The organism is Rhabdothermincola salaria, from assembly GCF_021246445.1.
GTDB lineage: Bacteria > Actinomycetota > Acidimicrobiia > Acidimicrobiales > Acidimicrobilacustridaceae > Rhabdothermincola_A > Rhabdothermincola_A salaria.
Genome location: NZ_JAJQXW010000001.1, coordinates 806,016 through 824,489 on the forward strand (window position 1 = coordinate 806,016; position 18,474 = coordinate 824,489).

An 18,474-nucleotide genomic window follows, 5' to 3' on the forward strand; every position below is an offset into this window, starting at 1 on the left:
TCGCGACGAGGGGGAGAGCGCATGGAGTTCCCGACGCCACCACCGGCGCCGAGCGCCGAGCAGGTCGAGGCCTACTACGAGGCCACCAGCAACTGGGGGCGGTGGGGCGACGACGACCAGCGGGGGGCGCTCAACTCCCTGACCGACGAGCACCGGGCGGCCGGCGCCGCCCTCGTGCGGCGGGGCCGCAGCGTGAGCCTGGCCCACGACCTGCCCGTCACCCCGTCGCCCGAGACCCCCTCGCCGGCCCACCACCACATGCTGGCCAGCGGCGACGCCCGCGACTCCAACGGCATCCCGGGCTACGAGGCGTCGCGCGACTACGTCGGCACCGACGTGCACGGCATGGGCGTCACCCACGTCGACGCCCTCTGCCACATGTTCATCCGAGGCCAGATGTACAACGGCCGACCCGCCGAGCAGGTCAAGAGCACCGGCTCGGAGGCCAACACCATCATGGCCCTGGCCGAAGGTCTGAGCGGCCGGGGCGTGTTCCTCGACGTCCCCCGGGCGTTCGGCCTGCCGCACCTCCCGGGCAACACCGCCCTCGGCGTGGCCCACCTCGAGGCCGCCGAGGCGGCCCTCGGCGTGGCCGTCGGCGAGGGCGACATCCTCGTCGTCGGCACCGGTCGCGACGCCCGCAAGGCCGAGACGGGCCGCCTCGACCCGTTCCGCGACGGGCTGGCCGGGCTGCACGCCGAGTGCCTCCCGTGGCTGCACGACCGGGGCATCGCCGTGCTCGGCAGCGACGGCATCTCCGACCCCACACCCGGGCTGGGCATCCCCGACTGGCCCTTCCCCATCCACCAGGTGGGCATCGTGGGCATGGGCCTGCACCTCATCGACAACCTGGCCCTCGGGCCCCTCGGCGACGTCTGTGCCGAGGAGGGCCGTTGGGAGTTCTTCTTCACCCTGGCCCCGCTGCGGGTCGTCGGGGGCACGGGCTGCCCCGTCAACCCCGTCGCGGTGCTGTGATGACCGACCGCACCCGCCTCGACGGCAAGGTGGCGCTCATCTCCGGCGGGGCGCGGGGGCAGGGCGCGGCCGAAGCCCGCCTGTTCCTCGAACGTGGTGCCCGGGTGGTCGTCGCCGACGTGCTCGCCGACGAGGGCCGGGCCCTGGCCGACGAGTTGGGGGCCGACTGTGCCTTCGTCGAGCTCGACGTCACCGACGCCGAGCAGTGGGCCGCGGCCGTGGCCCGCACCGTCGAGCACCACGGGCACCTCGACACCCTGGTCAACAACGCCGGCATCGTGCGAGCTGGTTGGATCGACTCGGTGAGCGAGGACGACTACATGGAGGTCGTGCGGGTCAACCAGCTCGGCACCTTCCTGGGCATGCAGGCCGCCGTGGGAGCGCTGCGCCAGGCCGGGGGCGGGGCCATCGTCAACGTGTCCTCCATCGCCGGGCTCCAGGGCGTGGCCGGAGCCGTGCCCTACGTGGCCTCCAAGTGGGCCATCCGGGGCATGACCAAGGCGGCGGCCATCGAGTTCGGACCTGACCGCATCCGGGTCAACGTGGTGCACCCGGGGGTCATCGACACGCTCATGGTCAACAACCCCCAGTTCGGCTCGGTGGACCCCGAGGCCGCCTGCCGCGGCTTCCCCATCAGCCGCATGGGCCGCCCCGAGGAGGTGGCCGAGCTGGTCGCCTTCCTCGTGTCCGACGCCGCGTCGTACTCCACGGGAGCCGAGTTCCTGGTCGAGGGCGGCGCCCTCGCCGGACGACCGGCCGAGATCTCACGGAGCGAGCCGTGACCGTCCCGATCGGCACCGACGAACGCCTCGCCGCCATCCAGGACGCGCTGGGCGTGGCGGCCCGCCGGGCCAAGGACTTCGCCCTGCACGAGGCTCTCGGCCAGCGGGTCGGCTACAGCCTCGAAGGCCCGTACTACGCCACCCTTGCACGCCTGGGACTGGGTGGGCCCTGCACCGTCTCACAGCTCGCCGAGGGCCTCGGCCTCGAGCTGTCCACCATCTCGCGACGCGTGAAGGCGCTCGAGGAACGTGGCCTCGTCACCCGCGCCATCGACACCGACGACCGCCGCATCTCCCACCTCGACCTGACCCCCGCCGGTCGGGAGCTGTTCGAGGCGCTCTCGGCCAGCTGGCGCGAGATGCTCGCCGAGGTGCTCACCGACTGGCCGGCGTCCGACGTCGACGACCTGGCCCGACTCTTCTCCCGCTTCGCGCACGACCTCGAGTCGTTCGCAGAAAGGCAGCGCTGATGTACGACCTGTTGCTCACCGGAGGGCTGGTGGTCGATGGCACGGGGGTGCCCGGCCGTCTCGCCGACGTGGCCGTCGAGGGTGATCGCATCGTGGCCGTGGGCCGCCTGCGGGGCCAGGCGGCCCGGCGCACGATCGACTGCGAGGGCCTCGTCGTGGCTCCCGGCGTCGTCGACGCCCACACCCACTACGACCCCCAGATCACCTGGGATCCGGTGTGCGACACCGCCGCGCTGCACGGGGTCACCACCGTCGCCGCCGGCAACTGCGGCTTCTCCGTGGCGCCGTGTCGATCCGACGACCACGACTACCTGGCCCAGGTGTTCGCCCGGGTGGAGGGGATGGACCTCGACTCGCTGGGCCACGTCGGCTGGGAGTTCGAGACGTTCGAGGAGTTCCTCGCCACCCGCCCCGGCAAGCTGGGCGTGAACCTCGGCATGTACGTGGGCCACTCCGCGGTGCGGCGCTGGGTGATGGGCGACGCCGCCTACGAGCGAGAGGCCACGCCCGACGAGATCTCCACCATGGCCGCCATGATCGACGCCGCCATGCACGCCGGCGCCCTCGGCCTGTCGTCGTCGCACGCCCCCACTCACCTCGACATGGCCGACCGACCAGTGCCCAGCCGGTTGTCGTCGCGTGACGAGATGCGCGCCCTCGCCGACGCCCAGGGGCGCCACGGGCGCGGGTCGATCGCCTACGCCCCCGAGAGCGCAGTGGAGGGGATCGACTCCGCCGACCGGGACTTCCTCATCGAGCTGGCCCAGCGCGGCGGTGTGCCCGTCATCACCCAGGGCCTCGGTGGACGCTCCAAGGTCGATGCCCCGACCAAGACGTGGCAGGAGTCGCGGGCGTTCCTCGATCGCTCGGCCGCCCTCGGTGCTCCGGTGTACTCGCTGCTGATGACCCGGCCCCTCAACGGCCCGTTCGATCTCATCGACGGAACGACCCGCTACGAAGGCGTGCCTCTCTGGAACGAGCTCATGGCGCTGGACGTGGCCACCAAGCGGACCTGGCTCGAGGACCCGACCCGACGCGACGCCCTGCGCCGGGCCATCGACGAACCCAACCGGGATCCGGCCCGGGGCTCCACCCTGCCGCCGCCGTTCTGGGAGAGCCTGCGCGTCTCGGACGTGCGCAGTGCCGAGAACGAACCGCACCTGGGTCGGTCGATGTCGGCTCTGGCCGCGGACAGCGGCAAGCACCCGGCCGACGTCTTCTTCGACATCGCCCTGGCCGACGACCTGGCCACCGTCTTCCACTGGTCCAACGAGACCCCGGCGTGGCGCGAACTGCTCAAGGACGTCCAGAAGCACCCCCAGATGATCGTCGGCGTCTCCGACGGCGGCGCCCACCTCGACCGCGACGACGGCCAGGAGTGGTCCACCCACTTCCTGTCGACGTGGTGGAAGCAGGAGCGGGTGTGGCGCCTGGAGGAGGCGATCCGGCGCATCACCGCCGTGCCCGCCGCCATCCTGGGGCTGAACGACCGGGGCGTCGCCGCCGCCGGGTGGGCCGCCGACCTCTTCGTCTTCGACCCCGAGACGGTCGACGTGGGCACCTGCCGCGAGGAAGCGGACCGGGTGACGGGCGCGGCACGCTTCCGGGCCGTCCCCCAGGGCATCAAGGCCACCATCACCAACGGCACCATCACCGTGGAGGACGGCGAGATCACCGGCGCCGCCCCCGGTGAGGTGGTGCGGCCCCGATGAGCATCGCCAGCACCGCCGACGTCATCGCCCACGACGGCGGCGACCTCGCCCCACCCCTCGTGCTGTCCACCGCCGAGGCGACGGCCCTCGCCGACGTCCTGGGCGGCCCGGTCGTCACGGTGCCGGTCCCGTCGGGCGGGGGTGAGGGCTGGGCGTGGGCCGACGACCTCGACGCCTGGCGTGGCCAGCACGTCACCGGCGAGCGAGCCGAACGGGTCGTCGTCGCCGTGTGGGCGCCCGTCGCCGCCCCCCGTCCGGTCGTCGACGTGGACCTGGCCGCGTGGATCGACGAAGCCGAGGTTCCCCTGGCGGCGTGGTGCGCGGCACTCGGCGTGGCGGCCTCCAGGGTCGCCGACAGCGGCACCATCGTGGCCGTCGCCGAGCGGCCGGCCCCGCTGGACTGCGCCGGTCACGGCGCGGCCGCGGCGGTGGCCGACGGCGTCGAGGCGCTCGTGCGCTCCCTCGCCCGATCCGAGGGGCCCCGGGGCGTGCGGGTCAACCTGGTCACCACCCCGACCCGGCTGGCGCCCGACCACCCGGTGGCCCCGGCGCCGTCCCTGGCCAGCCATCCCGGCACCATCGAGGGGGAGGTCGCCGGGGCGGTCACCATGCTGCTCGGTTCGGGAACCGGCGGGGTCACCGGCACCGTCGTGCACGCCGACTGCGGGCGGTCGTGGCGATGAGCGCCGACACGGTGGTGCTCGTCACCGGGGCCAGCGGTGGGGTGGGCCGGGGCATCGCCCTGGCGTGCGGCCAGGCGGGATGGACGGTCTGGATCGCCGCCCGGCGCGCCGACGCGGCGGCCGCCGTGGCCGACGAGGTCGACCGGGCCGGCGGGCACGGCCGATCGATCGTCTGCGACGTCGCCGACCCCGGGTCCGTGCGAGCCGCCGTCGCCGCCGTCGTCGAGCGCGACGGGCGCCTCGACGGGGTGGTGCACAACGCCACCAGCGGGCTCTCGCCGGTGCCGTCCGTGCTCGCCACGCTGTCCGCCGCCGACCTGCACAGCCACGTGAGCGTCTCGTTGCGCGGCACCTACCTGCTGGCCGTGGCGGCCCGGCCCCACCTCGCGGCCAGCCGGGGTGCCTACGTCGTGCTCACCTCGGAGGCCGGGTTCGAGGGCAAGGCCAAGCTGCCGGCCTACGCGGCGGTGAAGGCCGCCCAACGGGGCCTGGCCCGCACCCTCGCCCGGGAGTGGGGGGCCGACGGCATCCGGGTCAACTGCCTGGCGCCGCTGGCCGCCACCCCGGCCATGGAGGCGGCGTTCGCCAACGAACCGGCCATGGCCGAGCGGGTGCTCGGCCGCAACCCCCTCGGCCGCCTGGGGGATGCCACCGACGACATCGGGCCGGTGGCCCGCTTCCTGCTCGGGCCGGAATCGCGCTTCGTCACCGGCAACACCCTCATGGCCGACGGGGCCAGCTGTCCCATCACCTGATCGCGGGCAGCGCCCCCGTCGCGCCCTCCGCCGCCGATCGAGGCGGGTCAGGGCACCTGCGTACCCTCCTTGGCCACGGCCGAGGGCCGAGTGGCGAGCTGACGGGCCAGCTGCTGGCGCTCGACCGACGGGAGGTCGTCGAGGCGGGCGCTCAGCAGCTGGCGGTGCCGCTGCACCGCGTTGAGCCCCTCGTCGTCGGCGCAACGACGGGTGAGGTCGGCCAGGTCGTCGAGCAGGACCGAGAGGCGGGCGTGGACCTGGATGGAGTCGGCCCCCCAGTGGCGCACCTCGTCGAGGGCCAGGTCGAGCAGGTCCGGCCACCGCCAGGGAGGGATCACCAAGCGGAGGGTCCCGGCGTCGTCCGGGTAGCCCCCGCAGGGATAGGAGGACCCGTGGGCGAGGCGGAGCAGATCGTGGAGCTGGTCGATGCACTGCACGGCCGTGGTGGGATCGTTGACGCCTGGCGACAGCGCCCGCTCGGCGATGTCGACGAGTTGGCGGAACCCGAACGCCGGATCCTGGCGCATGCTGCGTTCGCTGTCCTGGCCGATGAGGTGCTCGAAGCCGTGGAGGTCGTCACCGCTCACGCCGGTCAGGCCCTCGGGAGCGTTGGGGTCGCCGATCACCCGGCGCACCACCAGCAAGGGACCGTCGCTCGGCACGAAGTCGCCGACGCGCACCGCCAGGCACAGCGTCAGGCCCCGCTCGGCGGCCAGGGCGACCAGGTTCCCGACGTCGAGGTCGGTGACCGCGCCGGGGCCGGAGGCGACCAGCAACCCGACCGGGGCCCGTCGCGTGTCGGAGTCGTCGCGTCGGGACTCGACGCTGCCGTCCTCGATCGGCTTGGTCCCGCGGCGGCGCAGCAGACCCACCTGGCCGGGCGGTACGGCTTCGTCGGAGCGCAGCAACCGGGTGAGGTCGGTGGGCAGCACGTCCACGGTGCCCGGCTCCTCTCGCCCCTGGGCGATGGAGTGCCGGGTCTCCTTGGCGATCCGCTCGATGATGGTGACGGCCCGCAGCGACTGGGTGGCGTGGTGGATGAACTCGATGAACATCAGCACGCTGGCCAGCATCAGCACGAACGCCACGGTGATGGTGACGTCGGGGACCAGGCCCTCGCCGTCGGGGCCGCTGTCGCGCACCGCCCGCAGGGCCATCAGCGAGAACGTGAAGGTGGCCAGGAACACCGCGAGGGTGGCCTGGTTCACGCGATCGCGCAGGAAGTTGCTCAGCGCCCGGGGGGAGAACTGGTTGGAGGTGAGCTGGAGGGCGACGATGGTGATCGAGAAGACCAGACCGGCGATGGTGATGGTGGCCCCGGCGATGGCGCTGAGGATGGCGCGGGCCGCGTCGGCGTCACCGCCGAAGGCCCACCCGAAGGCGTCGTCGGACGCGTCGGTGTCGAGGCGGACGAGGAACTCGGCGGCGATGCCGGCGGCGATGACGCCCAGCAACGGGATGGTGAGGTAGGAGTTGGCGATCCGCGAGCGGAGCCGGATCAGGTCGAGACGCGCACCTCGGGGAGCTGCCATGGGCGACCATCTTCCCCGAGTCGCGCCACGTCCGCACCCTTCGTCGGCGAGCCTCAGTCGTCGAGGAGGGCGAAGAGGTCGGGGTCGGTGCCGCGTATGCGGTCGAGGTTGGCCCGCCACACCTGGGGCAGGTAGTGCTTGCGGTACATGGCCTTGCCACCGAGCACCTCGGCCTCGGCGATCTCGGTGCCCCCGACGGCGACGCACTCGAGGTGGTACTGCGCCGCCTTCTCGAGGGTGATGGCCTCGATGACCGCGTTCTCGACCGAGTCCGACGCCACGATGGCGCCGTGGTTCTTCATGAGCACCACCCGCTTGTCCCCGAGCGCCTCCACCACGTCGGTGTGGGCCTTGATCCCGTCGTCGAAGTACGTCGCCTGATCGTCGTGGAAGAGCACGGAGAGCACGTTGTACATGCCGACGGTCTGGCCCTCGATCGACGAGAGCACCGAGATGTGGTGGCTGTGGACGTGCACGACCGCATTCACGTCGGGGCGGGTGCGGTAGATGAGGGCGTGGAAGTTCACCGCCGGTGACAGCTCGTGGTGGCCGACGAGCGGGTTGAGGTCGAAGTCGAGCTTCACGACCCCGTCGGGCACGGTCTGGTCGAGGTACTCGAAGCCGGTGACCCAGAACCCGTCGTCTTCCTCGGCGCGGGCGCTGACGTGACCGCCGACGTTCGAGTCGCAGCCCTCGCGGTAGAGGATGCGACGGCCGGCGGCGATGCGGAAGCGGATGTCGTCGATGTCCATGATGCTCAGAAGGCCTCCGGGTCGGCCTGCACGGCCTCGGGGACGGGGTGGTGGAAGAGCTTCGAGGCGTTCTCCCACGTGATCTTGCGGATCTCGTCGGTGGGGAAGTGGCCGATCTGCTCGTGCAGCACCTTCTGGGTGTCGGGCCAGGTGCCGTCCTGGTGGGGGTAGTCCGACTCGAGCAGGAGGTGGTCGATGCCGATGCGGTGGCGCAGCTCCAGCCCCGATGGGTCGTCGATGGTGCAGAACCAGAAGTTGCGGGCCAGCACCTCGCGAGGGGTGAGGTCGATGTCGGTCCAGGTGCCGTACATCTCGGCGTAGCGCCCGACGTGGTCGAGGCGGTCCATGAGACCGGGCACCCATCCGATGCCACCTTCGGACAGGCAGATCTTGATGTCGGGGTACTTCACCGGGATCTTGGAGTAGAGCCAGTCGACGGCGGCGAACATGGCCCAGCCGAAGAACAGCACGCCGATGGTGTCCGACGGGGCGTCCGAGGAGGTCATGGGCGCACTCGACGAGGAGCCCACGTGCAGGCAGATGACGGTCTCGGTCTCCTCGCAGGCGGCCATGAACGGGTCCCAGTACCCGGTGTGCAGCGACGGCAGGCCGAGACGCTCGGGGAGCTCCGGGAAGGTGACGGCGTGGAAGCCGCGGGCCGCGTTGGCCCGGATCTCGGCCGCGGCCTCATCGGGGTCGAGCAGCCAGGGGAGCTGCACCGGGATGATGCGGTCGGGGTAGGGCCCGGCCCAGGCCTCGAGGTGCCAGTCGTTGGAGGCTCGTACGACGGCACGAGCCAGCTCCGGGTCGCTGACGCCGAGCTGGTAGCGCTGGCCGGCGAAGCCCGCCAGCGAGGAGGGGAAGTTGAGCGAGGCGTACACGCCGTTGAGGTCCATGTCGTGGATGCGGGCGTCGATGTCGTAGGCACCCCTGCGCATCTCGTCGAACCGGGCCGGCTCGAAGCTGAGCTCGCTGCGGGGTCGCCCCACCACGGCGTTCAGCCCGACCTTGTACTGGCGCTGGCCGTCGTAGAGCCAGTACTCCATGCCCTCGTCGTCCACCTCGACCCGGGGGGCGAGGTCGGCGTACGCGCCCTTCACCCGCCCCTCGAACGTGTTCGGCGGTTCGACGAGGTGGTCGTCGACGGAGATGAAGGTGAAGTGGCGGGGCTGGCGCTCCGGGTCGGGGAGGAACGTGGGGGTCTCCGGCCTGGAGGTGGCGAAGAAGCCTTCGCGGGCCTCCATGTCGTCGAAGTTGATGCTCACTGGCGTGCCTTCCGTCTCGAAGAGGGCCCCATCATTGCATGATGCGATCTTGGCAGCCAGCACCGGCGAGGGCGCTCCACACCCGCTCGGGGGTGAGCGGCAGGTCGATGTGCTCGACGCCGAGGTGGGCCACCGCGTCGATCACCGCGTTCTGCACGGCCACGGTGGCCCCGATGGCCCCGGCCTGGCCGATGCCCTTGGCCCCGAGCGGGTTGACCGGCGACGACAGGTCGATCGTGGTGGCCTCGATGCTCGGCAGCTCCGGCGCCGATGGCACCGCGTAGTCGAGGAGCGTGGTGCTGAGAGGCGTCCCGTCCTCGTCGTGCTGCACGGCCTCGAAGAGCGCCTGGCCGATGCCCTGCACGATGCCGCCATGCTGTTGGCCGGCCACCAGCGTCGGGTGCACCACCCGGCCGCAGTCGTCGACGGCGATGAAGCGCACGAGCTCCACGTGGCCGGTCTCGGCATCGACCTCCACCACCGCCGCGTGGCACCCCTCGGGGAAGGTCGGCCCCGGCTGCGAGGACTCCACCGCAGCACCGAGGTGGCCTTCGGGCACCACCGAGCGCACGTCGTCGGGGAGGGAGGGATCGGCCGCCGCCCTCGCCACCCGCGCCCAGCTCACCTCCGCCGACGGCGAACCGACCACGGCGAGGGTTCCCTCCGAGGTCACCACGATGTCGGCGGGTGCGGCCTCGAGGAGGTGGGCGGCGACGGCCCGGGCCTGGTCGAGGACCTGGCGCGCGGCGCCGTCGACCGCGGCGCCGGCCAGCATCAGCGAACGGGCCGATCCGGTGCCCTCGCCGGTGGGGACCTCGTCGGTGTCGCCGCCGGGCAGCTCGACGCTCGACGCCGCGAGGCCGAGGACCGCCGAGATCAGCACCGCCCACGTGGTGCGATGGCCCTGGCCCTGGTCGTTGGCCCCGTCACGGACCAGCACCCGCACACCATCGGGATCCGACGCATCGGGATCGATCCGGATGGAGGCGTACTCGCTCGGCCGGTTCATCGGCGTGCAGTCCAGCCACATGGCGATGCCGATGCCGAGGTGGCGGGTCCCCGTCCCGGCCCGGCGCTGCGCCTGTCGGGCGCGCAGCGCGTCGTAGTCGATGCGGGCGCACGCCTCGTCGAGGCAGCGTCGTGGGTCGCCGCTGTCGTAGGTCATGCCGGTCGGGGTGGTGTACGGGTAGTCCCCGACCTCCAGCAGGTTGCGGCGGCGCAGCTCCACCGGGTCGATGGCCAGGCGACGGGCGGCAACGTCGACGAGGCGCTCGAGCATCGCGGTGGCCTCCGGTCGACCTGCTCCTCGGTAGGCGCCGACCGGCGACGTGGTGGTGGCGGCGGCCCGGCCGGCGGCCCGCACCAGGGGGATCCGGTAGGGACCCGACGCCATCAGGCCGGTGGCATTCGGGATCACGGCACCCACCATGGGGTAGGCGCCGGCGTCGGCCAGGACGTCCACGTCGAGGCCGAGGAAGCCGCCGTCGGCGTCGACGGCCAGCCGGGCCCGTTGGCGCTGGCCCCGGCCCTGCGGCATCGACTGGAGGTTCTCGGTGCGCGTCTGCACCCACTGGACGGGGCGATCGAGGGTGCGGGCGCACGCGGCCACCGCCACGGCCTCGGCGGAGGGCTCGAACTTCCCGCCGAACCCGCCGCCGACCAGGGGAGCGACCACCCTCACCAGGGCCGGATCGAGCCCGAGGGACGAGGCGATGGCGTCGCGCACGTGGTGCACCCGCTGGGTGGAGGCCCAGACGAGCAGGCGGTCGCCGTCCGGGACGGCGAGCACGCCGTCGGGTTCCATGGGTGCCGGTGCGACCCGCTGGTTGACGAAGCGTCCCTCGACCACGTGGGGAGCGTCGGCGCACGGGTCGTCGGCCGTCCCGAAGCGCCCCTCGAACGCCACGTTGGTGCCGAGCCCGGGGAACAGCACCGTCCCGGAGCCGCTCGCGGCCGTGGCCGCGCACGATGCCTCGAGGTCGGTGACGGGCGGGAGGGGGTCGATGTCGACCACCACCATCTCGGCGGCGTCGACCGCCGCCACCCGCGACTCGGCCACGACCACGGCCACCGCCTCGCCGGCGAAGTGCACCGTGTCGGTGGCCAGCGGCGGCCGGGCGAACGCCGGCGCCAACATGGCGTGGCCCGGGACCGGCTGCACGCCGAGGTCCGACGCGGTCAGCACGGCCACCACCCCGGGTGCCTCGAGTGCGTCGGCGACATCGACGGCGGCGAGGTGGCCGTGGGCGTCATGGGAGCGCACGAACACGGCGTGGAGGGGAGCACCCGTGGCCCCCGCGGGGGCGAGGTCGTCGAGGTAGTGGCCCTGGCCCCGCAGCAGGGCCGGGTCCTCGAGACGGAGAGGCCCGCGGGGCGAGTCGTTCGGAGGAGCGCCCATCAGCCGAGCAGCTCGTCGCGGATCGTGAGGGCATCGACGACGTTGCCGTCACGCCGGTCGGTGGGGTGGATCTGCGCCGTGCGCAGGTGCGCCCGGGCGGCCGCGGCCGCTCCCGGACCATCGCCCTCGGCGACGAGGCGACGGATCTCATCGTGCTCGGCGTGCACCCGTCGGCTCAGCTCATCCGACAACGGCACCCCGGCGGCGTCGAGCTCCGCCGACGTGGCGCGGGCGTGAGCCCCCCAGACGGACTCGAGGGTGCCCAGCAGGACGGTGGCGGTGTCGTTGCCGCACCGGTCCACCAGGGCCTCGTGCCATCGTCGAGCGGCGAGGCTGGCGCCGTGCCCGTCGCCCGCCTCGATGCACGCCATCAAGTCGTCCTGGGCGGTGTCGAGGGCGGGCAGGACCTCGCGCCGCCGGTCGCGCCGCTCGGCGCAGAGCTCGGCGCAGAGCGGCTCGAAGTGCTCGACGGCGGCAGCCACGTCGCCGACGGTCACCCGCCGGGCCTCGAGGACCTGGCCGAGGGTGTAGGCCACGTTGGCGGGCCGGGGCACGCGCACGCTGGAGCCACCCACGTTGCCCCGTCGGACCTGGATGAGGCCCTCTGTCTCGAGGATCTGGCAGGCTTGGCGGGCGGTGGCCCGACTGACCCCGAACTCCTCGATCAGCTGGTCCAGCTTCGGGAGCTCACCACCATCGGGCACCGTCCCCGAGAGGATGCGCTCGCGGAGCTCGTCGGCGACGATCTCCGCCGGACTGCTGCGGCGGCGGAGTCGTGCACGTGGCGAGGGACGGGTTTCCATCCTCGCATGATGCCACCTTGAGGCCAGCGCAGGCGGTGCGCCGACGTGCGTCAGCCGGCGAGGAGCGCGTCGAGTGCGTCGAGATCGGCCCCGGTCGGCTCCCACAGGCCGGCCTCGGCGTTGGCCCGGACCTGGGCCGGCGTGGTGGCCCCGGCGATGACCGACGCCACCGCGGGACGGCCGGCCAGGCCGCCCATCGCCACGTGGAGCAACGACACGCCGCGCTCTCGGGCATAGGCTTCCAACCCCTCGACGACGTCGAAGTTCTCGTCCGACAGGAGGTGGCTCATGCCCCACTTGGCGATCCGTCCGTCCTCCGGAGGGGCATCGCCGCGTCGGTACTTGCCGGTCAGCATCCCGCTGGCGAGGGGGAAGTAGGGCAGGACGCCGACGCCCGTGGCCTCGCAGGCCGGGAGCAGCTCGGCTTCGGCGTCGCGCTCGAGGAGGCTGTACTGGTTCTGGGCGCTGACGAAGCGCTCGAGACCACCGCGTCGGGCCGTCCAGTCGGCGTCCACGACCTGCCAGGCGGCGAAGTTCGAGCAGCCGATGTAGCGGACCTTGCCCTCGCGCACCAGCTCGGTGAGCGCCGAGAGGGTCTCCTCGACCGGGGTCTCGGGGTCCGGGTAGTGGATCTGGTAGAGATCGATCCAGTCGGTGCCGAGGCGGCGCAGCGAGCGCTCGACCGCGGCGCGGATGTAGCGGCGTGAGCCCCGCGCCCCCCAGTCGGGCCCGTTGGCGCCCTTCAGGTCGGTGCCGAACTTGGTGGCCAGCACCACCTGGTCGCGTCGATCACCGAGGGCCTCGCGCAGGAACTCCTCGCTGTCGCCGTAGGAGTCCGAGGTGTCGAACAGGGTGATCCCGACGTCGAGGGCGGCGTCGACCACCGCCCGGGTGGCGTCGAGGTCGATGCGCATCCCGAAGTTGTTGCAGCCGAGGCCGACGGTGGAGACGGCCAGGCCGGAGTCGCCGAGACGGCGATGGGTCATGTCGCTCATGCACCCATCATGGCCGGTCCCGCGACCCGCCCTCTCGAGCTCCGCGACGATCGAGCTCCCGGGCCGGCGCCTCCCTCTCCCGCGTAGCTGTCAGGGAACGGCGCTGAGGGGTGGCGCACTTCTCCGACAGGTACGCGAGTGGGGCAGGGCTGCGGGGGCAAGAGCGCCGGGCTGCTCGGTGAGACCCGGGTCAGAGCCCGAGCGCCTCGCGGGTGCGGTCGAGCTCGGTCACGTCGACCGTGGTGGGCACCAGGAACAGCTCGTCGCAGCCGAGGTCGGCGCACGTGTCGACGGCCGCCCGCAGCGCCTCAGGGGTGTGGCAGGTCATGGCCTCCGCCATGGAGCGGGCCAGTCCCTCGTCGAAGATGCGCATGTAGTCGTAGCAGTAGCTCTGGAGCCGGTCGGCCGCGCCGTCGCCGAGGGCGTACCAGAGGCTGGCCGAGATGTGGGGCGCATCGGACCGGCCGGCATCGCGCCACGCGGCCCGGATGCGCTCGAAGGCGGCGCCCACGGTCTCGCGGTCGACGCCGAAGACCGTCGAGCCGTCATCGACACCGGATGCCCATCGCGCCGCCCGGGCCAACGCCTTGGGTCCCATGACCCCGGCGACCAGGGGCGGACCGCCAGGCTGTACCGGGGGCGGGCCCACCGGATCGGCGCCATCGAAGGGCGGCTCCCCGGCCCAGATCGACCGCATGCGGGCCACCTGCTCGTCCATGCGGGACCAGCGCCGCTCGAAGGGGGCACCGATGGCGCGGTAGTCGTGCTCCCGGCCGCCGACGCCCACCCCGACCGTGAGGCGTCCCTCGCTCAACCGGTCGACCGACGCCAGGTGCTTGGCCGTCTCGACGGCGTCGTGGGCGGGGAGGACGACGATGGTGGTCCAGAGACGCACCCGTGCGGTGAGCGCGGCGGCCGCCGCCAGCTGCACCGTCCACGAGTGGCTCGTGTAGGTGATGCGCTCGGGCACCGCCAGGCTGGCCCACGGGCCCTCGTCGACGGACCGACACCAGTCGAGCACCTCCTGGCGACCGTGGGGGAGCATCGTCGGCAACGTCATCGAGAGGTCCATCGTCATGACGCCACGTCCAGCAGATCGGCGAAGCCGCTCGGGTCGTGGCGGCCGAGGGCCATGTGCTCGAAGATCCCGTAGCCGACCTGGCCGTCGAGGGTCGCTCGGGCGGCGTGGTCGATCATGCTCCAGGCCACGCGCTGGCCCACGGCCTCGTCGTCGAGGTCGTGGTCGACCCGCTGCCGCCAGGAGTCGCCCATCCAGCGACCGTGGTTCCAGCCGTCGTCGTCGGGGCCGTAGCCCAGCCCCAGGCTGAGGGGCATGGGTCCGAGGGGCTCGATCTCCAGGGTCAGCTCGCGGCCGCCGCGCTCCTTGAGCCCGATGCTGGCGTGCGTGGGGTAGCGGGTGCCCGGACGGTATGTGATCTGCGGCTCAGCCCATCCGAGCTGCTCGATGCGACCGTCGGGGTGGACGCGGATCGCCTCGTTGATGGTGCGGTAGCCGTCCGGCCCCTCCTCGAGCACGAACATGAGCGCGAAGTCGTCGAAGCGCAAGGGGATCCAGCACCACCACATGGCCGGTTCGTGGGGCTTGCCGGCTGGGGCGCCCTGTCCGACCGGTCGGATTCCCCAGGAGCGGTCACGGGCTCCCACCCAGTCGACGGCGTCGCCGAGGAGCTCACGGCCGTCGACGATGAGCGAACCCGTCACCGTGGCGGTCTGCACGAACCGGAAGGCGTCGAGGATGACGTCGTCGCCCTGACGGCGGATGTGCCGGGGTTCGTCGACGGCGGGGAACGATCCCTCCCAGGTCAGGTCGGCGGTGATGCCGTCGACGTCGTCGTCGCAGGTGAAGCGCACGCGCTGGAGCCCCTCGACCACCTCGATGCGCATGGGTCCGACCTCCTGGCGCATGCGGTCGTCACCCAGCGCACCCGAGGTCCGCAGCGAGGACAGGTGTCGGCCCTCACGCACCGCCACGTAGGCGTCGATCACACCGACGTGGGGGTACACGCCGAGCCCGACCGCGACCTGCCCTTCGCCGTCGCGGGAGAGGGCGTGCATGATGCACCGGTCATAGGTGTTGCGGTCGCTCGTGACGAAGTACTTCATCGTCTGAGGGCCCTGGTGGATGGGGAACTCGTCGAGCGGGACGGGCACGGTGACCTCCTGAGACGGGGGGAGCGCGGCGAACGGGTTCGAACCCTATGTGGCGGTGAGGGCTCTCGCCGCCACATGTCACAATGGACGAGCGACGCCTGGGGGGCGGCGCAGGGGGAGGGCCAGACAGCCGTGCCGACGACCGTCGACGAGAACCAGTCCGCCCGCTCTGCCGACGGCCGGAGGCGGGTCCCCATCGAGGCGATGCCGCACCGCCGGGGCTCGATCGGGCCCTCCTGCCCTGCGGCCCCCACCCGCTCGAACATCGAGGAAACCATCCGCAGCAGCCCCCTACGCCTCGCCTGAGCGAGGTCGATCCCTCCATCGGGGACGGAGCCACCATGACCCTGTTGACCATCTCCGCCGACTCCCACATCACCGAGCCCGGCGACTGCTACGTCGACCGCATCGACCCCCGGTTCCGGGATCGTGCGCCGGTGGCCGTCACCGACGAGCGCATGGGAGCGGTGATGATCATCGACAACGGGGCGAGCATGGTGCCCTACGGGATGGTCGCCGCGGCCGGTCGCCCCTGGGACCGCATCGGTCCGTTCGAGTACGTGGGCTGGGACGAACTGCACCCGGGAGGCTGGGATCCCGAGGCCCGCCTCGTCGAGCAGGACCGCGACGGCGTGTCCGCCGAGATCCTGTACCCGAGCGTCGGGATGCTGCTCTCCAACCTGCCCGACGCCGACTACAAGAAGGCCTGCTTCGACGCCTACAACCAGTGGATCGCCGAGTTCCAGGCCACGGCCCCGGATCGTCTGGTCGGCGTCGGCCAGACCGCCTTGCGCAGCGTCGACGAGGGGATCGACGACCTGCGCCGCATCGCCGACCTCGGGCTGCGTGGGGTGATGATGCCCGGCGTCCCGGCGTGCGTCGACGAGGGCGACTACGACGACCCCCGCTGGGACCCGTTCTGGCAGGCCGCGGTGGATCTGGGCCTCCCCCTGTCCTTCCACATCCTCACCGCCGGTCGCAACCTCGGCGACGCCAGCTACCGCGGGCCGAAGATGAACAGCTTCCTCGGCATCCTGCGGGCCAACCAGGACATCGTCGGCACCATGGTCTTCGGCGGAGTGTTCGACCGCGTGCCGGCGCTGCAGGTCGTCTGCGTGGAGGCCGATGCCGGTTGGGTCCCGCACTGGGCCTACCGCGCCGACCACGCCTTCGAACGCCATCGCAACTGGCTCACGGCACCGCTGGAGCGGCGACCCAGCGAGTACCTCTTCGAGCACGTCTCGTTCACGTTCCAGGACGACTGGACGGCCTTTCGGGTCGTCGACCTGGTCAACCACGAGAAGCTGCTGTGGGCCAACGACCACCCGCACAGCGACGCCACCTGGCCCAACAGCCAGGCCCTGCTCGCCGAGCACACCGCCGGGCTCGACCCGGCGGTCCGCGACGACATCGTGTGGCGCAACTGCGCCCGACTCTACGGATTGGACGCGGGCCGCTCGAGCGAGCGCCCGCAGGAGGAGGACACCCCATGACCATCGATCTCGTGATCCGGGGAGGGAACGTCGTCGACGGCACCGGCGGGCCGGGGCGGCGCGCCGACGTCGCCGTGACCGACGGCCGCATCGTCGCCGTCGGGCCGGACCTCGCCGCCGACGGCGCCGAGGTCGTCGACGCCACCGGGCTGGTCGTGGCGCCCGGTTTCATCGACATCCACACGCACTACGACGCCCAGGTGTTCTGGGATCCGGCGCTCACCCCGTCGTGCTTCCACGGCGTGACGACGGTGGTGGCCGGCAACTGCGGCTTCTCCCTCGCGCCCACCCGCCCCGAGCACCGGCGCCTGGTGGCCCGCACCCTCGAGAACGTCGAGGACATGAACGTCGACACCCTCGAGGCGGGCGTCCCCTGGGACTTCTCCACCTTCCCCGAGTACCTGACGGCCGTCGAGCGGCGGGGGATCGGCCTCAACTACGCCGCCTACGTGGGGCACACCCCGCTGCGGCTGTTCGTGATGGGCGACGACGCCTACGAGCGGGCCGCCACCGACGAGGAGGTGGCGGCCATGCAGGAGGTCCTGCGCGAGGCGTTGCGCGCCGGCGCCATCGGGTTGGCGACCAGCTTCGCGGTGACCCATCGCGGCGTGGATGGCAAGCCAGTGCCGTCGCGTCTCGCCACCCGCGAGGAGTTCGAGGCCCTGCTCGACGTCATGGCCGAGGAGCGCCGCGGTGCCGTCGCCATCGCCGTCGGCGATCCCTGCCCCATCCCCGACATGTACGACCTGCAGCCCAAGGTCGGGGTGCCGTTCACCTACACGGCCCTGCTCACCATGCCCACGGGCAGCCACGACGCGCTCCAGCAGCTCAACCGCGAGGGCTGGTCGAGGGGGGCAGAGGTCTGGCCACAGGTGTCGCCGCGTCCGCTGGCCTTCGCCATGACCATGGTGGAGCCCTTCACCCTCAACGTGAACCCCGCCTTCGCCGATCTCATGGGTCGGGCACTCGTGGACCGCCAGCGCGCCTACGCCGACCCGTCGTGGCGGGCCGAGGCCCGAGCGGCATGGGCGGGGGCCACGACGTTCGTGCCCCGGTGGGAGACCTTCGAGATCGCCGAGAGCGAGGCCCGGCCCGATGCCGTGGGACGGCGGCTCACGGACCTGGCCGACGAGCTCGGTTCGGACCCCTTCGACCTCCTGCTCGACATGGCCCTCGCCGAACCCGACCTCGAGCTCCGGGTGCGCTGCATCCTGGCCAACGACGACACCGAGGCCGTGGCCAGGCTGCTGGCCGACGAGCACTGCACCCTCGGCCTCTCCGACGCCGGCGCCCATGTCGGCCAGCTCTGCGACGCCCCGCAGGCCACCGACTTCCTGGGCAACTGGGTGCGCGACCGGCAGCTCATGCCCCTCGAGCAGGCGATCCACAAGCTCACCCAGGTCCAGGCCGACCTCTACGGGATCCCGGACAGGGGCGTGCTCGCCGAGGGCATGTGGGCCGACGTGGTGGTGTTCGACCCGGCCACGGTGGATCCGGGGCCCGTCCGTCGGGTCCGCGACTTCCCGGCCGACGCCGACCGCCTCACCGCCGACCAGCCGGTCGGCATCCACCACGTCGTGGTCAACGGCACCCCCATCGTCCGCGACGGCCGACGGGTCGACGGCGACCCCCTCCCTGGCCAGCTCGTGGCGTCGGTGCCCCGGGCCCCTCGCTGAGGGGCGGTTTC

Annotated in this window: 16 protein-coding genes; 8 read left to right on the forward strand and 8 right to left on the reverse strand. The window is 72.4% G+C overall.

Features of this window, described 5'->3' with window-relative positions; genetic code table 11:
• Nucleotides 1–21: 21 nt before the first annotated feature.
• Genes LUW87_RS03700 through LUW87_RS03725 form a run of 6 tightly spaced genes read left to right on the forward strand, consistent with a single transcriptional unit; the run spans nucleotide 22 to nucleotide 5,377 of the window.
• The gene (locus LUW87_RS03700; protein ID WP_232669723.1) at nucleotides 22–975 is read left to right on the forward strand and encodes a cyclase family protein; all 954 of its coding nucleotides are present in this window, start codon (nucleotides 22–24) and stop codon (nucleotides 973–975) included.
• Nucleotides 975–1,757, forward strand: a complete 783-nt coding sequence (locus LUW87_RS03705) for an SDR family NAD(P)-dependent oxidoreductase (RefSeq protein ID WP_232669724.1) — start codon at nucleotides 975–977, stop codon at nucleotides 1,755–1,757. The genes LUW87_RS03700 and LUW87_RS03705 overlap by 1 nt, the downstream gene beginning before the upstream one ends.
• On the forward strand, nucleotides 1,754–2,227 hold the full coding sequence (locus LUW87_RS03710) for a MarR family winged helix-turn-helix transcriptional regulator (protein ID WP_232669725.1): 474 nt from the start codon (nucleotides 1,754–1,756) through the stop codon (nucleotides 2,225–2,227). Before LUW87_RS03705 ends, LUW87_RS03710 begins: the two co-directional genes overlap by 4 nt.
• A complete protein-coding gene (locus tag LUW87_RS03715) occupies nucleotides 2,227–3,939 on the forward strand; it encodes an N-acyl-D-amino-acid deacylase family protein (RefSeq protein ID WP_232669726.1) in 1,713 nt (570 codons plus the stop codon). The genes LUW87_RS03710 and LUW87_RS03715 overlap by 1 nt, the downstream gene beginning before the upstream one ends.
• Nucleotides 3,936–4,622 carry an SDR family oxidoreductase gene (locus LUW87_RS03720; RefSeq protein WP_232669727.1) on the forward strand — a complete coding sequence of 229 codons (687 nt, stop codon included), beginning with the start codon at nucleotides 3,936–3,938 and terminating at the stop codon, nucleotides 4,620–4,622. Before LUW87_RS03715 ends, LUW87_RS03720 begins: the two co-directional genes overlap by 4 nt.
• A complete protein-coding gene (locus LUW87_RS03725; RefSeq protein WP_232669728.1) occupies nucleotides 4,619–5,377 on the forward strand; it encodes an SDR family NAD(P)-dependent oxidoreductase in 759 nt (252 codons plus the stop codon). The genes LUW87_RS03720 and LUW87_RS03725 overlap by 4 nt, the downstream gene beginning before the upstream one ends.
• A 47-nt stretch (nucleotides 5,378–5,424) precedes the next feature.
• Here LUW87_RS03725 and LUW87_RS03730 read toward each other — a convergent pair whose 3' ends face one another.
• The 8 genes from LUW87_RS03730 to LUW87_RS03765 all read right to left on the reverse strand — a co-directional run bounded on the left by LUW87_RS03730 (nucleotide 5,425) and on the right by LUW87_RS03765 (nucleotide 15,294).
• On the reverse strand, nucleotides 5,425–6,909 hold the full coding sequence (locus tag LUW87_RS03730) for a DUF2254 domain-containing protein (protein ID WP_232669729.1): 1,485 nt from the start codon (nucleotides 6,907–6,909) through the stop codon (nucleotides 5,425–5,427).
• Nucleotides 6,910–6,962: 53 nt separating this feature from the next.
• A complete protein-coding gene (locus LUW87_RS03735; RefSeq protein ID WP_232669730.1) occupies nucleotides 6,963–7,661 on the reverse strand; it encodes a class II aldolase/adducin family protein in 699 nt (232 codons plus the stop codon).
• Nucleotides 7,662–7,666: 5 nt separating this feature from the next.
• Nucleotides 7,667–8,905, reverse strand: a complete 1,239-nt coding sequence (locus tag LUW87_RS03740) for an amidohydrolase family protein (RefSeq protein ID WP_346742419.1) — start codon at nucleotides 8,903–8,905, stop codon at nucleotides 7,667–7,669.
• A gap of 52 nt (nucleotides 8,906–8,957) precedes the next feature.
• Nucleotides 8,958–11,324, reverse strand: coding sequence for a xanthine dehydrogenase family protein molybdopterin-binding subunit (locus LUW87_RS03745; protein WP_232669732.1), 2,367 nt, complete (start codon nucleotides 11,322–11,324; stop codon nucleotides 8,958–8,960).
• Entirely contained in the window at nucleotides 11,324–12,127 is an 804-nt protein-coding gene (locus tag LUW87_RS03750) for a FadR/GntR family transcriptional regulator (protein WP_232669733.1), read from the reverse strand. Before LUW87_RS03750 ends, LUW87_RS03745 begins: the two co-directional genes overlap by 1 nt.
• Before the next feature lie 50 nt (nucleotides 12,128–12,177).
• A complete protein-coding gene (locus LUW87_RS03755; RefSeq protein ID WP_346742420.1) occupies nucleotides 12,178–13,113 on the reverse strand; it encodes an aldo/keto reductase in 936 nt (311 codons plus the stop codon).
• Nucleotides 13,114–13,312: 199 nt separating this feature from the next.
• The gene (locus LUW87_RS03760) at nucleotides 13,313–14,200 is read right to left on the reverse strand and encodes an LLM class flavin-dependent oxidoreductase (protein ID WP_232669735.1); all 888 of its coding nucleotides are present in this window, start codon (nucleotides 14,198–14,200) and stop codon (nucleotides 13,313–13,315) included.
• Nucleotides 14,197–15,294 (reverse strand): Rv3169 family protein, encoded by a 1,098-nt coding sequence (locus LUW87_RS03765; RefSeq protein ID WP_232669736.1) that lies wholly within the window; start codon nucleotides 15,292–15,294, stop codon nucleotides 14,197–14,199. The genes LUW87_RS03760 and LUW87_RS03765 overlap by 4 nt, the downstream gene beginning before the upstream one ends.
• A gap of 341 nt (nucleotides 15,295–15,635) precedes the next feature.
• Here LUW87_RS03765 and LUW87_RS03770 point away from each other — a divergent pair, with 341 nt between their 5' ends.
• Both LUW87_RS03770 and LUW87_RS03775 read left to right on the forward strand, forming a co-directional pair.
• Nucleotides 15,636–16,787, forward strand: coding sequence for an amidohydrolase family protein (locus LUW87_RS03770; RefSeq protein ID WP_232669737.1), 1,152 nt, complete (start codon nucleotides 15,636–15,638; stop codon nucleotides 16,785–16,787).
• The gene (locus tag LUW87_RS03775) at nucleotides 16,784–18,463 is read left to right on the forward strand and encodes an N-acyl-D-amino-acid deacylase family protein (RefSeq protein ID WP_232669738.1); all 1,680 of its coding nucleotides are present in this window, start codon (nucleotides 16,784–16,786) and stop codon (nucleotides 18,461–18,463) included. Before LUW87_RS03770 ends, LUW87_RS03775 begins: the two co-directional genes overlap by 4 nt.
• Nucleotides 18,464–18,474 lie beyond the last annotated feature (11 nt).

Coding starts and splice junctions, on each gene's coding strand:
- LUW87_RS03755 (WP_346742420.1), bottom strand. CDS start 13,113: ATGACCCATCGCCGTCTCGGCGACTCCGGCCTGGCCGTCTCCACCGTC.
- LUW87_RS03725 (WP_232669728.1), top strand. CDS start 4,619: ATGAGCGCCGACACGGTGGTGCTCGTCACCGGGGCCAGCGGTGGGGTG.
- LUW87_RS03775 (WP_232669738.1), top strand. CDS start 16,784: ATGACCATCGATCTCGTGATCCGGGGAGGGAACGTCGTCGACGGCACC.
- LUW87_RS03770 (WP_232669737.1), top strand. CDS start 15,636: ATGACCCTGTTGACCATCTCCGCCGACTCCCACATCACCGAGCCCGGC.
- LUW87_RS03750 (WP_232669733.1), bottom strand. CDS start 12,127: ATGGAAACCCGTCCCTCGCCACGTGCACGACTCCGCCGCCGCAGCAGT.
- LUW87_RS03720 (WP_232669727.1), top strand. CDS start 3,936: ATGAGCATCGCCAGCACCGCCGACGTCATCGCCCACGACGGCGGCGAC.
- LUW87_RS03730 (WP_232669729.1), bottom strand. CDS start 6,909: ATGGCAGCTCCCCGAGGTGCGCGTCTCGACCTGATCCGGCTCCGCTCG.
- LUW87_RS03705 (WP_232669724.1), top strand. CDS start 975: ATGACCGACCGCACCCGCCTCGACGGCAAGGTGGCGCTCATCTCCGGC.
- LUW87_RS03745 (WP_232669732.1), bottom strand. CDS start 11,324: ATGGGCGCTCCTCCGAACGACTCGCCCCGCGGGCCTCTCCGTCTCGAG.
- LUW87_RS03700 (WP_232669723.1), top strand. CDS start 22: ATGGAGTTCCCGACGCCACCACCGGCGCCGAGCGCCGAGCAGGTCGAG.
- LUW87_RS03740 (WP_346742419.1), bottom strand. CDS start 8,905: ATGGAGGCCCGCGAAGGCTTCTTCGCCACCTCCAGGCCGGAGACCCCC.
- LUW87_RS03735 (WP_232669730.1), bottom strand. CDS start 7,661: ATGGACATCGACGACATCCGCTTCCGCATCGCCGCCGGCCGTCGCATC.
- LUW87_RS03760 (WP_232669735.1), bottom strand. CDS start 14,200: ATGACGATGGACCTCTCGATGACGTTGCCGACGATGCTCCCCCACGGT.
- LUW87_RS03715 (WP_232669726.1), top strand. CDS start 2,227: ATGTACGACCTGTTGCTCACCGGAGGGCTGGTGGTCGATGGCACGGGG.